15 protein-coding genes are annotated in these 13504 nt (G+C 72.3%); 6 read left to right on the top strand and 9 right to left on the bottom strand.

Going from position 1 to position 13504, the window contains the following annotated elements:
* Window positions 1–7 precede the first annotated feature (7 nt).
* From ADY01_RS05540 to ADY01_RS05550, 3 genes are all read right to left on the bottom strand, one after another.
* Entirely contained in the window at window positions 8–826 is an 819-nt protein-coding gene (locus ADY01_RS05540) for an inositol monophosphatase family protein (RefSeq protein WP_049566475.1), read from the bottom strand.
* Between the two features lie 76 nt (window positions 827–902).
* The gene (locus ADY01_RS38880) at window positions 903–2333 is read right to left on the bottom strand and encodes a hypothetical protein (RefSeq protein ID WP_159000964.1); all 1431 of its coding nucleotides are present in this window, start codon (window positions 2331–2333) and stop codon (window positions 903–905) included.
* Window positions 2334–2450: 117 nt separating this feature from the next.
* Window positions 2451–4241 carry a gamma-glutamyltransferase family protein gene (locus tag ADY01_RS05550; protein ID WP_049566482.1) on the bottom strand — a complete coding sequence of 597 codons (1791 nt, stop codon included), beginning with the start codon at window positions 4239–4241 and terminating at the stop codon, window positions 2451–2453.
* 23 nt (window positions 4242–4264) lie between these two features.
* On the opposite strand from ADY01_RS05550, the gene ADY01_RS05555 reads away from it, so the two are divergent.
* Window positions 4265–5014 carry an SIR2 family NAD-dependent protein deacylase gene (locus ADY01_RS05555; RefSeq protein ID WP_049566485.1) on the top strand — a complete coding sequence of 250 codons (750 nt, stop codon included), beginning with the start codon at window positions 4265–4267 and terminating at the stop codon, window positions 5012–5014.
* Window positions 5015–5082: 68 nt separating this feature from the next.
* Window positions 5083–5952 carry a hydrolase gene (locus ADY01_RS05560; RefSeq protein WP_107081656.1) on the top strand — a complete coding sequence of 290 codons (870 nt, stop codon included), beginning with the start codon at window positions 5083–5085 and terminating at the stop codon, window positions 5950–5952.
* A gap of 133 nt (window positions 5953–6085) precedes the next feature.
* Here the strand turns inward: ADY01_RS05560 and ADY01_RS05565 are convergent, their stop codons facing one another.
* Window positions 6086–6823, bottom strand: coding sequence for a glucose 1-dehydrogenase (locus tag ADY01_RS05565; RefSeq protein ID WP_049566489.1), 738 nt, complete (start codon window positions 6821–6823; stop codon window positions 6086–6088).
* Window positions 6824–7038: 215 nt separating this feature from the next.
* On the opposite strand from ADY01_RS05565, the gene ADY01_RS05570 reads away from it, so the two are divergent.
* On the top strand, window positions 7039–7560 hold the full coding sequence (locus tag ADY01_RS05570) for an RICIN domain-containing protein (RefSeq protein WP_159000966.1): 522 nt from the start codon (window positions 7039–7041) through the stop codon (window positions 7558–7560).
* 556 nt (window positions 7561–8116) lie between these two features.
* Here the strand turns inward: ADY01_RS05570 and ADY01_RS05575 are convergent.
* Together ADY01_RS05575 and ADY01_RS05580 are read right to left on the bottom strand one after the other, a co-directional pair.
* Complete coding sequence (locus ADY01_RS05575) at window positions 8117–8323, bottom strand: DUF397 domain-containing protein (RefSeq protein WP_049566496.1); 207 nt, start codon at window positions 8321–8323, stop codon at window positions 8117–8119.
* Complete coding sequence (locus ADY01_RS05580) at window positions 8320–9147, bottom strand: helix-turn-helix domain-containing protein (RefSeq protein ID WP_049566500.1); 828 nt, start codon at window positions 9145–9147, stop codon at window positions 8320–8322. The genes ADY01_RS05575 and ADY01_RS05580 overlap by 4 nt, the downstream gene beginning before the upstream one ends.
* A 314-nt stretch (window positions 9148–9461) precedes the next feature.
* Here ADY01_RS05580 and ADY01_RS05585 point away from each other — a divergent pair, with 314 nt between their 5' ends.
* Complete coding sequence (locus ADY01_RS05585; protein ID WP_159000968.1) at window positions 9462–9716, top strand: hypothetical protein; 255 nt, start codon at window positions 9462–9464, stop codon at window positions 9714–9716.
* A complete protein-coding gene (locus tag ADY01_RS05590) occupies window positions 9713–9931 on the top strand; it encodes a hypothetical protein (RefSeq protein ID WP_049566508.1) in 219 nt (72 codons plus the stop codon). Before ADY01_RS05585 ends, ADY01_RS05590 begins: the two co-directional genes overlap by 4 nt.
* Before the next feature lie 325 nt (window positions 9932–10256).
* On the opposite strand, the gene ADY01_RS05595 is transcribed toward ADY01_RS05590, so the two are convergent.
* Both ADY01_RS05595 and hydA read right to left on the bottom strand, forming a co-directional pair.
* The gene (locus ADY01_RS05595; RefSeq protein ID WP_049566512.1) at window positions 10257–11270 is read right to left on the bottom strand and encodes a TIGR03842 family LLM class F420-dependent oxidoreductase; all 1014 of its coding nucleotides are present in this window, start codon (window positions 11268–11270) and stop codon (window positions 10257–10259) included.
* 12 nt (window positions 11271–11282) lie between these two features.
* Window positions 11283–12686, bottom strand: coding sequence for a dihydropyrimidinase (gene hydA, locus ADY01_RS05600; protein ID WP_049566515.1), 1404 nt, complete (start codon window positions 12684–12686; stop codon window positions 11283–11285).
* A 73-nt stretch (window positions 12687–12759) separates the two neighbouring features.
* Here hydA and ADY01_RS36630 point away from each other — a divergent pair, with 73 nt between their 5' ends.
* Entirely contained in the window at window positions 12760–13029 is a 270-nt protein-coding gene (locus tag ADY01_RS36630; RefSeq protein ID WP_420715590.1) for a transposase, read from the top strand.
* Between the two features lie 97 nt (window positions 13030–13126).
* Here the strand turns inward: ADY01_RS36630 and ADY01_RS05605 are convergent, their stop codons facing one another.
* On the bottom strand, window positions 13127–13417 hold the full coding sequence (locus ADY01_RS05605) for a hypothetical protein (RefSeq protein ID WP_049566519.1): 291 nt from the start codon (window positions 13415–13417) through the stop codon (window positions 13127–13129).
* Between the last annotated feature and the right edge of the window lie 87 nt (window positions 13418–13504).

The raw sequence follows: 13504 nt of genomic DNA on the forward strand, positions 1-13504 counted from the left end.
CCGCCCGTCACGCCCGGCGGGTCAGCAGCTCCCGGACCCGGCGCGCCGTCGCGGCGTCGCGGGCGGCGGTGAACGGGAGCGCGTTGCCGCCCGCGACGCGGAACGGCTCGCCGCTCAGCGTCATATGGTCGCCGCCCGCCTCGGCCACCAGCAGGAGCCCCGCGGCGTGGTCCCAGGCCAACTCCCAGGAGAACGCCACCGCGTCGACGCGACCGGTCGCGACGCCCAGGTACTCGAGTCCCGCCGCCCCGCACTCGCGCGGCGCGATGCCGTCCGCCCACAGCCCCTCCAGGGCGCGCTTCTGCTCGGGGGAGGTGTAGTCCGGGTGCGAGTGCGCCACGTCGAGCACCGCGCCCGGCGCGGGGGAGCCGGACCGCAGGCGCTCCCCGTTGAGCCACGCGCCCGCGCCCAACCGGGCGTGCGCCATCTGCCCGCGCGCCGGCGCGAAGAGCCAGGACGCCAGCACCGTGCCCTGGCTCGCCAGCGCCACCAGGGTGCAGAATCCGGTCTCGCCGCGCACGAACGGCCGGGTCCCGTCCACCGGGTCCACGATCCACACCGGCGCCTCGCCGCCGAGCGCCGCGTACGCGGCCGGATTCTCCGATACACCCTCCTCGCCGACCACCACGGAGCCGGGCAGCAGCGCCGTCAGCTCCCGCGTCAGCCGGAGCTCCGCGTTCCGGTCGGCGACGGTCACCAGGTCGTGCGGGCCCGTCTTGACGGCCACCTCGCCCTCCGCCAGCCGCCGCCACCGCGGCACGACCTCGTCCTCCACGGTGCTCCGCACCGCCTGCTCAACCGCCTCGACCAGCTGCTCTTCGATCACCCCACCATCGAAACACGGCCCCCTCCCGCCCGGATTGCCGGGTATGGGGGTGACCCGGTTCGCGGTGAGAGGGGCCCTACGCCACGCCCGCGCGGCGCAGTTCGCTGGTGACGGCGTAGTAGTGGCCGGGGGAGACCCGGTAGGCCGCGTCCAGGAGGAGCGGCACCACCACGTCCGGCGCGTTGGCCGCCGTGCGGGCGGCCTCGCCCGCGCTCCGCTGCTGGACCACCGCCGTCAGCAGGTCGATCGCCTCCCGCGTGTGGCCCGCCGAGCTCAGCTCCGCCGCGATGGTGCCCGCCTCGGGCGCCGGGCGCGCCGCGCTCTGCCGCAGCAACTGGCCGCAGTCGCGCAGCCGCCCCGCCCCGGCCAGCGCGTCCGCCGCCGCGGCCAGCGGGACCGGCGGCAGCGAGGCCGCCTCCCACAGCAGCAGCGAGACGTCCGAGGTCATGCCCGCGTGCTCCAGCTCGGCCATCAGCACCGGCAGCCGGATCGGCGGCCCGGTCACCGCCTCGGACAGCACGATGTGCGCCGCGCCGCTCTGCCCCTCCGCGCGCAGCCGCCGCAGCCGCTCCGCCGCCTCGGCCGCCGCCCGCAGGTCCTCGGCCGACGGCTGCCGCCTGACCCGCGGCTCCGCCTCCAGCGCCCCCGCGAAGCGGGACCCGGCGGGCAGGCGCGTCACCGGCGCCTCCGGCTCCGCGGACGGCGGCTCGGCGACCGGCACGGCGGTCGGCGTCGCCTCCTCGTCGAGACCGGCGAAACGCGCCCCCCGCGGCCTCTTCCGCACCGCCTGCGCCTTCGCCTTCCCCTGCACCTTCGCCGGCACCTGCGCCGCGGGCTCGGGCGCGGGCGCGGGAGCCGGCGCGGGCGCTGTCGTGGCCGCGCGCGAGGGCTCGGGCTCGGGCGTGCGCGCCGGCGCGGCCCCCGGGGCACCCTCGCTCGCGGGCTCCCGCACGGACGCCGGCGCGCCACTCCTCACACGCGCCCGCAGCGCCGCGAGGCGCCCCCGCAGCTCGGCCCGCCGCGACAGCACCCGTTCCTCGTCGTCCTGCGCCCACAGCAGCAGCGTCGCCAGCCGGTCCGCCTCCGCCTGCTGCCCCGTCCGCCTGGCCTCCTCCTGCCCGGCCGCCAACCGCCGCAGCTGGTCGCGCAGCCCGTGCTCCGCCCGGTCCAGGTCCGCCAGCCGGCGCGTCAGCGCCTCCCGGCTCGTCGGCATGGCGTCCTGCGCCTGGGCCGTCGCCTCGTACCCCGATCTCAGCCGCCGCCCCGCCTCCTCGGCCGCCGCCGTACCCCGCAGCCCCGCGAGATCCTGGAGCAGGTCGGCCACCGCGTCCCACGGCGGCAGGTCGCGGCCGTCCAGCCACGCGCTCAACTCCTCGCCGCCCCGCCGGGCGAAGGCCGCGAACCACCCCGCTTCGGGGTCGAGCGCGCCCGTGACCGCTCGCAGTTCGGCCGTGAAGGCCGCCAGCCGGGTGGCCATCTCCCGTTGAGCCCAAGGCACATCCGCCATGGGCGTTACTGAATCCAAGCCGTGTTACGGGTCTTGTTTCCAACGGGCTACAGCCAGTTTTCGTCCCCTCTTTTTTCCGTCAACGGCCCTTCGCCACAAGAGATCGTGAAGGAACGATCACCGGCCGACGGCGTAACCTTGCATATCCCTCGGGTTCGCCGCGGCCGACAGCAGCCCCGTCTCCGGGTCGCGCGCCACCGCGCACAGCCGCCCCGCCGTCCACGGCTCGGCCACCGTCACATCGTGCCCGCGACGCCGCAGGTCGGCGATGACCGTCTCGCCGATCCGCGACTCCACCGTCACGCTCCCCGGCAGCGTCCCGCGCGGGTAGAAGGAGCTGGGGAAGGAGTCCTGATGCCAGTTCGGCGCGTCGATCGCGCCCTGGAGGTCCAGCCCGCCCCGCACCTCGGGACGGAAGGCCACCGCCAGGAAGAAGTGCGTCTGCCACTGATCCTGCTGGTCACCGCCCGGCGTGCCGAACGCGAGCACCGGCTCCCCGCCCCGCAGCGCGAGCGACGGGCTGAGCGTGGTACGTGGCCGGCGCCCCGGGGTCAGCGACGAGGGCAGCCCCGGCTCCAGCCAGGTCATCTGTAGCCGCGAGCCCAGAGGAAAGCCCAACTCGGGGATCACCGGCGAGGACTGGAGCCACCCGCCGCTGGGGGTGGCGCTCACCATGTTCCCCCAGCGGTCGACCACGTCCACATGGCACGTGTCGCCCCTGACCTCGCCGTTCGCCGCCACCGTCGGCTCCCCGGTCCCCGCGCCCCCACCACCCGGCAGCGCGGAGACGCGCCTGCTGTGCGCGCTGATCCTCGGCTCCCGCCCGTCGGGGCTGCCGGGCCGCAGCTCCGCCGACGCCTCCGCGCCGATCAGCCGCCGCCGCGCGTCGTTGTACGCGGGCGACAGCAGGGTGTCGAGCGGAACGGGGGCCGCGTCGCCGTACCACGCCTCCCGGTCCGCCAGGGCAAGCTTGCTCCCCTCCACCACCTGGTGGACATAATCGGGCGAGCCGTATACGGAAGCGTCGATTCCCGGGTCGAGCAGCGCCAGCTGCTGCTGAAGCACCGGGCCCTGCGACCAGGGACCCACCTTGGCGACCGTCCAGCCGCGCCAGTCGTAGGTGACCGGCTCCTCGTACGAAGCCGACCAGCCCGCGAGATCGTCGCCCGTCAGCACCCCCGCGTGCCGCTCGCCGGAGGAGTCCATGGCCGGGCGGGCGGCGTGCGCGGCGATCGCCTCGCCGATGAACCCCTCGCGCCAGATCCGCCGCGCCTCCTCGATCCGTGCCTCGCGGTCGCCCCCGACTGCGCCCGACTCCTTCAGCAGGCGCTTCCAGGTCTCCGCGAGCCGGGGGTTGCGCATCAGCTCGCCCGCGCCCGGCGCACGCCCGCCCGGCAGGAACACCTCGGCCGACGAGGTCCACTCGTTCTCGAAGAGCTCCCGCACGCTCTCCACCGCGCGCCCGATCCGCTCCACCGCCGGGTGCCCGTGCTCGGCATAGCCGATCGCATACGCCAGCACCTCCTCCAGCTCCCGGGTGCCGTGGTCGCGCAGCAGCGTCAGCCACGCGTCCACCGCCCCCGGCACCACGGCCGCCAGCGGCCCGGTCCCCGGCACCAGTTCGAGGCCGAGACCGGTGTAGTGCTCGATCGTCGCGCCCGCGGGCGCGGGCCCCTGCCCGCACAACACCCGCACGGGCCCGCCCGCCGGCGCCAGGATCAGGGGAACGTCGCCCCCCGGACCGTTGAGGTGCGGCTCCACGACATGCAGGACGAAACCGGCGGCGACGGCCGCGTCATACGCGTTGCCGCCCTTCTCCAGCACGGCCATGGCGGACTGGGAGGCCAGCCAGTGCGTGCTGGAGACCATGCCGAACGTGCCCTGGAGTGTGGGCCGGGTGGTGAACATGGTGCGGAGCTTACGCTTTTCGTATGAACGCTGACGAGAGCGCGCGTCGTCCACTGATCGCCATCCTCAGCGGCGCGGGGGTCTCCACCGACTCGGGCATTCCCGACTACCGCGGCCCCCGGGGGCTGTGGCGGAGCGACCCCGAGGCCGAGAAGCTGGTGACCTACTCCTTCTATATGAACGACCCCGACATCCGCCGCCGATCCTGGCTGATGCGGCGCCACAGCCCGGTGTTCGGGGCCAGGCCGAACGCGGCGCACGAGGCCGTCGCGCGCCTGGAGCGCGCCGGCGTGCCGGTGCGCGTGATCACCCAGAACGTCGACGGGCTCCACCAGGCCGCGGGCCTGTCCGCACGCAAGGTGCTCGAACTCCACGGCTCCGCCCGCTCGGTGCGGTGCGTCGACTGCGGTGGCGGCGGCACGATGGAGGCGGCGCTCGAACGGGTGGCGGCGGGGGAGGAGGACCCGCCCTGCCGCGACTGCGGCGGGATCCTCAAGTCGACGACCGTGATGTTCGGCGAGAACCTCGACCCCGAGGTGCTCGCCGAGGCCGTGGCGATCACGCGCGCCTGCGAGGTGTTCATCGCCGTCGGCACCAGCCTCCAGGTCCACCCCGCCGCCGGCCTCGCGGGACTGGCCGCCGAGCACGGCGCCCGGCTGATCATCGTCAACGCCGAGCCGACGCCGTACGACGAGCGGGCCGCCGAGGTCATCAGGGAACCGATCGGCCACGCCTTCCCCGCCCTTCTGGACCGACTGGCGACGGACGGCTAGATTCCTGAGTGGGAGCGCTCCCACCGCGCGGGGAGAGCCGCCTCGCCCCCCACACACCAGGAGTCCGCATGACCCGTTCGCCCCTGACACCCCCCACCTCCTCCGCCTCGCGCGGGCCGGCGCGCACCGCCGTCGCCGCCGGTCTCGCCCTGGCCTCGGCGCTGACCCTCGGCGCGACGACCGCGTCCGGCGCGCCCGCCGCGTCCGCCGCCTCGGGCGCGCCCGGCGCGCCCGGCGCGTCCGCCGTGCAGTGCGCCGCCGACGGCTTCTGCGAGGACTTCGAGAGCCAGACCGGCACCCAGCCCTCGGGCCGCTGGGCGACCGAGTTCCCCGACTGCTCGGGCACCGGCAGCGCGAGCGTGGACACCGCCGTCGCCTACGAGGGCACCACCTCGCTGCGCGTGGACGGCGGCACCGGGTACTGCAACCACGTGTTCGTCGGCACCGACCTCTCCGACGTGGACACCTCCTCCGGCCTGTATGTGCGGTACTGGGTCCGGCACACCTCGGCGCTGCCCACCCAGCACGTGACGTTCCTGACCATGGAGGACGCGGCCGACGGCAGCCGCGACCTGCGGATGGGCGGACAGAACGGCGCCCTCCAGTGGAACCGCGAGTCCGACGACGCCACCCTCCCGGAGCAGAGCCCGAACGGGGTGGCCCTGAGCGCGCCGCTGCCGGTGGACGAGTGGGTCTGCGTGGAGTACGCGATCGACCCGGCCGCGGGGCACCTGACGACCTGGCTCGACGGCGAACCCGTCGAGGGCCTGGCCGTGGACGGCACCCCGACCCACGACATCGACGGCCAGTGGCTCAACCGCGGGGCGTGGCACCCCCAGCTGGTCAACCTCAGGTTCGGCTGGGAGAGCTACGGCGAGGGCGCCGACACCCTCTGGTACGACAACGTGGCCGTCGGCACCACCCGCACCGGCTGCTGACCGGCCGCCGACCGCCGCACACCGACCGGCCGCGGGCACCACTGCCGCCGCCGCGACGCGCCCCCGCCACCAGCCCGGCGGGGGCGCGTTGTCGCGGGGCCGTGCGCCTCGCGAGCGCGCCCCGGTCCGCGTCTCAGGCGAGGCCGCCGGTGGCCAGGATGGTCTGCCCGGTGATCCACCGTGCGTCGGGGCCGGCGAGGAGCGCGACCACATCCGCGATGTCGGCGGGCTGACCCAGTCGCCCCAGGGCCGTCAAACCCGCGACCATCTCCAGCCGCTCCGGCGGGTTGGTGGACCGCAGCAGGTCGGTGTCCGTCGCCCCGGGCGACACGGCGTTGACCGTGATGCCGCGGGGCCCCAACTCCCGTGCGGCGACCGCCGTCAGCTGCTCGACGGCGCCCTTGCTGGCGGCGTAGGGCGCGATGCCGGGGGCCGAACGCACGGTGTTCAGGGTGGAGATGTTCACTATCCGGCCGCCGTCGCGCATCTGCCGGGCCGCGTAGCGGGTGGTGAGGAAGACCGCGGTGGTGTTCACGGCCATCACGCGCTCGAACGCGGCCTCCTCGGTCTCCGCGATGGGGGTCGGCGTGAAGGCCAGCGCGGCGTTGTTCACCAGGATGTCCAGGGCGCCGAGATGTTCCTCGGCAGCCTCCATCAACAGCTCCGCGGCTCCCGGCTCGGCGAGATCGGCCCGCACCGCGTGGGCTGTGCCGCCGGCGGCCTCCACCGTGCGGATCACCTCCTCCGCGGCGTCCTTCGCCGCCGCGTAGGAGAAGACGACGGACGCCCCCTCGCGGCACAGCCGCTCGACGATCGCCCGGCCGATGCCCCGCGAACCGCCCGTGACCACAGCGTTCTTGTCCTTCAGCATGTGCCCTCCCACCTCGGCGTTGTGCCTTCGCCGTACCACCTACCCAGGAACGGGAGGGCGTTGGCGAACGGCGCGAGCGCGGGCGCCCGGTCCTTCGACCCGGCGCGGGGATGAACTCGTTCACCGGTGCGGGTGAATTGGCGAACATCGGTGCCGGGACCGGGGAATCCATCACCCAGGCGATCAACGAGCGCGAAGCGAATCACGAGGTGACCATGACCTCCGAGCCTCCCGGCCGGCCCTCGGCCTCGGAAGACCTGTCCGGCGGTGACCTGTCCAGCGGCGACAAGATGATCGTGAGCGCCCACTCGGGAGGTGTGCTGATCCCGGACTCGTTCCTCAACAAGCGGCAGCACCTCAAGGCGCTCCGCGAGGACCATCACGAACTCAAGGACTGCCACCGGTGGCGCCTGACGCGGACGGGCGACGGCGCGTTCGTCATCCGCCATGTCACCTTCGGGCGCTACCTGGAACCGTTGCGGAAGAGCGAACAGCTCGTGGTCTACGAGAACATCAGGTACCAGGGCCCGATCCTCCTCGAAACCGGTCCGCTCGCCCAGGCGCGCAACGTGTGGGAGATCCGGCGCAGGGGCGACTACCACCAGATCGCGCTGCGGGACTCCGGCCTCGTCGTGGGCCTCACCCACCCGGACCACCAGGACAGCTGGGTGACGCTGCTCGACCCGTGGTGGAGCGTGGACCGCCTCTGGCTCATCCTGGACGTTCCGTTCGCATGAGCGACATCGCCGCGGAGCGAAGCCTTCCCTGGCGCGGCGGCCTGCTCCGATCGCCGCCGCCTGCGGCGGAAGCGATGACGACGCCGACACAGGCGATCCGGCGGCGAGCCGGTCCGCCGAATCCGAGCCCGACTCCGATCCCGAGGGCCGGGCGGAGCGGGGAGACCCGGACTTCTACACCATCATCGAGGAGGAGTTGACCGAGGAGACCGCCACGCGGCGCGGAGGCATCCGAGCGATACGCCAACGGCGAGGTCCACGGATTGTCCGCCCCCCGCCGGGTGACGCGCGGCGCTACCGGGACGGCCCCCCGCCGAGCGACGCCGCCCATGGAGAACGATGGCGGCCACCCCACACCTCCGCGCCCGCGCCTCAGCCGTCTGCGAGGCGGTCAACAGGGGTGAGAAGGCAGCGAATTCCCCGGGGGGTCGCTCAACACATCGGCGGGCGTACGGCCATTGTTTCCATGGCCATACGACTCCGCACTGCGGGGCGCGGAGCAACTACGGGCACCGAGCGGCAGTTGTCGTGGCGGTGCATGGGGGCGTGCGTCGTTTCAGAGATGGCCCTGCTTCAGCGCGGTCAGGAAGCCGGACCAGCCGGACGTGGGGAAGCTGAGGGCGGGACCTGCCGGGTCCTTGGAGTCACGGACGGGAACGGCTCCCAGCGAGGCGAAGCGCGGGGCGCACTCGACGCAGTTACCACCGTTGCCGCTGTAAGAGCTTGTGACCCAGGCGGTCGGCCCGGCGTTGAGGTCGATCATTGGAGCTCCCGGGAAATGGTACGGATCACGCTCAGTGAATCATCGGGTGAGAGCGCGTGGGCACGCAGCCGCTCATAAAGTTCCGTGATTTGGGCGACCGTTGTCTCTGTTTGAAATAGTCTGCCCCCGAGAGGTCCATCTGTCCACAGAGTCGTCGGCGTACCGTCGGCGAAGGTGAGCACGGTGAACGGCAGGATGTGAGCCGCAGCCGCCCCCGCTGCAAACGGAAGCACCTGAAGATCGGTACCGGGGGTGTCGCCGACCACGGCCAAGTGCTCAAGTTGCCTCGACATGACGTCGGCACCACCAACGATGGTGCGCAGACAGCCTTCGTGGAGAACGGACCACAGGGCGGGCGCCCCACTCCTCCCGAGCACTTCGTCCCGCCGCCGCATCCTTCCCACGACCCGCTTATCGATCATCTGGGTGTTTTCGTGAGGCTTTCCCGCTCGGAAGATGGCGCGTGCGTAGTCCTCGGTCTGGAGGAGCCCGATCAGGCAGTTCACCGAGAAGTCCAGGATCCGGCAGGCTTTCGGCTCCAGCTTGAGGTACGGCTTGAACCAGCTCGGGGTCTCGGACTCGTCGATCCGGCGCCGCAACCGCGCGAATAACCCGTTGGTTCCGAACACGGTGTCGCAGTGCTCGGCGAAACGCTGGGACGGGACCAGGACTCCGTGTTCCACCTTGCTGACATAGGCGATCGAGTAGCCCGTTCCCTGAGCCAAGTGTTTCTGAGCCAGCTGACGACCGACCCGCGCTTCCTTGACTTCCGTGCCGAAGTGGGCGAGCGAGCTCAACTGGCCTTCCGGTGCCGTTTCATCCATCCCCTGACCTGCCCCAATCCTTATCGAATTCACCGTTTGATTTGAGCGTCGGCAATTCAAGCGTGTTCACCGTAGCCGATCTGGTGTTGCTTAGTAGCGGGCGAGTCACGGACTGTGCCTGACCGCCCGGGGGGTTGGACAGCGTCGATCGGTAGGTGAGCACGCATGACCACACCGGAACAGCCGGAACCCGCTCCGGGGACCGAGGGCGTCAGCGATGCCGTCGCTGACAGCAGTTCGACGGATGACCTCGGTATGCGACTGGCCGAGCTCACCCGACAGGTTGACGCCCACTTCGAAGCATTGGAGCGCCAGTGCCACCACAGACCGCATCGACCAGAACCCGGCCCGTCGAGGTGACCGTCGCGACGGTCAGGGTCGGAGACGTCCTGTGCATCGGATACCGGCGGTGCACCGTTCGCGGCATCGACCTTCCGCGTCGCGGAGGTCCGGCGCGGCTCACGTTCCGCTCCGGTGAATATCTCAGCCCGCACCGCCACACCACGCTGACCGCGTTACGCGGCTGCGCGCTCGTTCTCGTGCTCACCGTGGCGGCGGTGGGCCGATGAGCTACGGCGTGCTCGTGTCCGTCGAGGTCGACGCCGCAACCATTCGGCGGGGCGACCAACTCATGCTGGGCGGGATGGTGTTCACCGTCCGCGATATGGCCGCCCTCCCCCGGGGCGGCAAGCGGCTCGACTTCACCACCGGCGAGAGCCTGCCCCTGCTCCGCACCACCATTCTCTGGGCGGCCCGTCGGGTCGATCCCAGGCGAGCGTGTTGAACGCCCTCGGCCCAGCGCCGGGAGACGACAGCACAGACGGCTCTCGCCGTCACTGTCAGTGGTCGCCCGTACGCTCGGTGTCGTGAGCGGAGAACGAGAATTCACCGGCGGGGTCGCGGATTCGGGCGGCCCGGTCCCCCATGTCATCCACCTCAGCCCCGGCCTGCGGCAGAAGAAGGTGACGGGCCGAGGGCGCGTCCCCGCCCCGGCCCGTCTCGACGGCGGGCGCGTTGACCGGCTGTCCTTGCGCGCCGCCCTCGGCTTCGTCGTCGCATGGCTCGCCCGCCTGGCGAACGCCCCGTGCCCCGGGGCCGGGTCGATGTCCTCAGCCCAGCGCCGGGATGATCCGCTCCCCGTAGACGTCGATGACGCGTTCGCGCGCGTCATGCATCGCGTACACCGCGAACTGGCCGACGCCGAGCGCCGCCAGCTCCCGCAGCCGCGCGATGTGCGTCTCGGGCGGGCCGATCAGGCAGAAGCGGTCCACGATCTCGTCGGGGACGAACGCGGTGTCCGGGTTCCCCGAGCGGCCGTGGTGGCGGTAGTCGTAGCCGTCCCGCCGCGCGATGTACGCGGTCAGCGCCTCGGGCACCAGGCCGGAGTCCGTGCCGTAGCGGCCCACCAGGTCGGCCACATGGTTCCCGACCATGCCGCCGAACCAGCGGCACTGCTCCCGCGCGTGCGCCAGCGCGGCGGGGGAGTCGTCGTCCGTCACATACGCGGGCGCGGCCACGCACACGGCCACCGCCCGGGGGTCCCGGCCCGCCGCGACGGCCGCCTCTCGGACCGCTCCGGTCATCCACTCCGTCAGGAACGCATCGGCGAGCTGGAGGATGAAGCCGTCGGCCCGTCCCCCCGCGAGGGCCAGCGCCTTCGGCCCGTAGGCGGCCATCCACACCGGGAGCTCACCGTTCCGCACCCACGGCAGCCGCACCGCCGTGCCGTCCAGCACCGCCTCCCGGCCCTCCGCCAGGTCGCGGATCGCGTCGACGGCCAGGCCCAGGCGCGCCAGCGTGTTGGGCGGTCGGCCGGTCACGCGCATCGCCGAGTCCCCCCGCCCGATGCCGCAGACCGTGCGGTTGCCGAACATCTCGTTCAGTGTGGCGAACGTCGAGGCGGTGACCTCCCAGGTCCGCGTGCCGGGGTTGGTCACCATCGTCCCGACCCGCAACGTCTCGGTCGCGGCGAGGACCTGGCTGAGGATCACGAACGGCTCCTGCCACAGCACCGCCGAGTCGAAGGTCCAGCCGTAGCGGAACCCCGCCCCCTCCGCCCGGCGCATCAGCGCCACCACCTCGGCGGCGGGCGGGTCGGTCTGGAGGACGAGCCCGAAATCCATCCGCGCCCCGCCTCAGCCGACCAACTGGCAGGTGGCGCGCGGCACGAACGCGCCGTGCCCGGCGCTCCCGGCCCAGCGCCGCCGGTCGAGGACGACCCGGCCCCGCGAGAGCACGGTCTCCACCTGGCCGGTGACCCGGGTGCCCTCGTAGACGGAGTAGTCGACGTTCATGTGGTGCGTCGTCGCGGAGAGCGTCTGCTCGGCGGCGGGGTCGTAGACGACGATGTCGGCATCCGAGCCGGGGGCGACGGTGCCCTTCCGCCCGTAGAGGCCGAACATCCGCGCCGGCGCGGCGCAGGCGATGTCGATCCAGCGGCGGCGCGAGATGTGTCCGTCCACCACCGCCTGGTGCAGGAGGTCCATGCGATGCTCAACGCCCGGGAGCCCGTTGGGGATACGGGAGAAGTCCCCCCGGCCCAGCTCCTTCTGCCCCCGGAAGCAGAACGGGCAGTGGTCCGTCGAGACCACCTGGAGGTCGTCGGTGCGCAGCCCCCGCCACAGCGCCGCCTGGTGTTCACGCGGCCGGAGCGGCGTGCTGCACACGTACTTGGCCCCCTCGAACCCGGGCTCGCGCAGCCGGTCGTCGGAGAGGAAGAGGTACTGCGGACAGGTCTCGCCGAACACCGGCAGCCCCGCGTCCCGCGCCACCGCCAGCTCCCGCACGGCCTCCTCCGCCGACACGTGCACCACATACAGCGGCGGCCCGCCCGCCACCCGCGCCAACTGCACGGCCCGGTGCGTCGCCTCCGCCTCCAGCAGCGCGTGCCGCACCTCGCCGTGGTGGCGGGGGTCCGTCCGCCCCGCGGCGAGTGCCTGCTCCACGAGCACGTCGATGGCGATGCCGTTCTCGGCGTGCATCATGATCGTCCCGCCGTTGGCGGCGGCCCGCTGCATGGCCCGGAGCACGCGCCCGTCGTCGCTGTAGAAGACGCCGGGATAGGCCATGAACAGCTTGAACGAGGTCACCCCCTCCCCGACCAGCAGGTCCATCTCCCGCAGCGAGGCGTCAGTGACGTCCGAGAGGATCATGTGGAACGCGTAGTCGACGGCGCACCGTCCCGCCGCTTTCGCATACCAGGAATCCAGCCCTTCCCGGAGCGACTTCCCTTTCTCCTGCACGGCGAAGTCCACCACCGTGGTGGTCCCGCCCCAGGCCGCGGCCCGCGTCCCCGTCTCGAAGGTGTCCGAGGCGGCCGTCCCGCCGAACGGCAGCTCCATGTGCGTGTGTGCGTCCACCCCACCTGGGATCACATACTTGCCCGCGGCGTCGATGACGTGATCGGCCGTCCACGCCTCTGCCGCGGCGCTGCCTCCGGCCGCGAGCGCGACGATCTTCTCGCCGTCGATCAGCACGTCGGCGTCGATCTCGTCGGCCGCTGTGACGACGAGCCCACCCTTGATGACGATGTGCGCCACGCGTCCGGCTCCTCTCGTCGACGGCCATCACACCTTGTGGCAGCCCAATCCCCGTGAGTGACCATTGTCGGGTATGTCCCAGCTGCCCTTGACCAAGCGGGTGCTGGAGTCCGCTCCGGAGGGCGGGATCACCGACCATGTCGGTTACGAGAAGCACGACGCGACGGGCCGCGGCAGCGGTCACCGTCGCAACGGCACGCGGTCGAGGACCGTGCTGACCGGTATCGGCCGGTCGAGGTCAAGGTGCCCCGCGACACCGCCGGCACATTCGAACTCCATCACCGGGCGCGGGACATCGAGCATGGCAACGCAGGTGACCGACGTGAAGCCTCTGGCTGCGTAGACGATCTTGTGGTGAGAAATGTCCTACCAGGGGCTTCACGTCTCTCGGCTGCCCCGGCAGGCATGTCCGACTCGGACGGACACGCCCGGATCACACCTCAGGTCTGGGCGAGCTGACAGGCATTCACCCTATGGCTCTCGTTGTTCACGCCGCCGCGGTCGAGCTCGTAAAGGCAGAACGCATAGTCGGCCAGGCCCCCTCGGGCACCCTGCGCGCAGGCGTTCGTCTCCACGGAGCCAACGGCGTAGCCCCGGTCCCTCAGGTACTGCTGGCAGTCCCATGCGCTGGCCTGCGCGGGAGTTGCCAGCGCCACTGTCCCGGCAGCCAGCGCGGTCGCCGCGATAGACGAGGTGAAAGCCCCGACAAGCAGCCTCTTCAGTCTGATCATGTTCATTCCTCTCGCAATGTTGATCACCGCGGGTCTTCGTCGGAACCTTCGTCACCGGTTCCGGCGAGGTCGATGTCCGTGCTGGGG

Origin of the sequence: Streptomyces sp. SBT349, from assembly GCF_001083795.1 — a bacterium.
Taxonomy (GTDB): Bacteria; Actinomycetota; Actinomycetes; order Streptomycetales; family Streptomycetaceae; genus Streptomyces.

Excerpts from the sequence above, each read along its gene's own strand:
- ADY01_RS38880 (WP_159000964.1), bottom strand. The coding sequence starts at position 2,333 with ATGGCGGATGTGCCTTGGGCTCAACGGGAGATGGCCACCCGGCTGGCG.
- ADY01_RS05550 (WP_049566482.1), bottom strand. The coding sequence starts at position 4,241 with ATGTTCACCACCCGGCCCACACTCCAGGGCACGTTCGGCATGGTCTCC.
- ADY01_RS05555 (WP_049566485.1), top strand. The coding sequence starts at position 4,265 with ATGAACGCTGACGAGAGCGCGCGTCGTCCACTGATCGCCATCCTCAGC.
- ADY01_RS05560 (WP_107081656.1), top strand. The coding sequence starts at position 5,083 with ATGACCCGTTCGCCCCTGACACCCCCCACCTCCTCCGCCTCGCGCGGG.
- ADY01_RS05565 (WP_049566489.1), bottom strand. The coding sequence starts at position 6,823 with ATGCTGAAGGACAAGAACGCTGTGGTCACGGGCGGTTCGCGGGGCATC.
- ADY01_RS05570 (WP_159000966.1), top strand. The coding sequence starts at position 7,039 with ATGACCTCCGAGCCTCCCGGCCGGCCCTCGGCCTCGGAAGACCTGTCC.
- ADY01_RS05575 (WP_049566496.1), bottom strand. The coding sequence starts at position 8,323 with ATGATCGACCTCAACGCCGGGCCGACCGCCTGGGTCACAAGCTCTTAC.
- ADY01_RS05580 (WP_049566500.1), bottom strand. The coding sequence starts at position 9,147 with ATGGATGAAACGGCACCGGAAGGCCAGTTGAGCTCGCTCGCCCACTTC.
- ADY01_RS05590 (WP_049566508.1), top strand. The coding sequence starts at position 9,713 with ATGAGCTACGGCGTGCTCGTGTCCGTCGAGGTCGACGCCGCAACCATT.
- ADY01_RS05595 (WP_049566512.1), bottom strand. The coding sequence starts at position 11,270 with ATGGATTTCGGGCTCGTCCTCCAGACCGACCCGCCCGCCGCCGAGGTG.
- ADY01_RS36630 (WP_420715590.1), top strand. The coding sequence starts at position 12,760 with ATGTCCCAGCTGCCCTTGACCAAGCGGGTGCTGGAGTCCGCTCCGGAG.
- ADY01_RS05605 (WP_049566519.1), bottom strand. The coding sequence starts at position 13,417 with ATGATCAGACTGAAGAGGCTGCTTGTCGGGGCTTTCACCTCGTCTATC.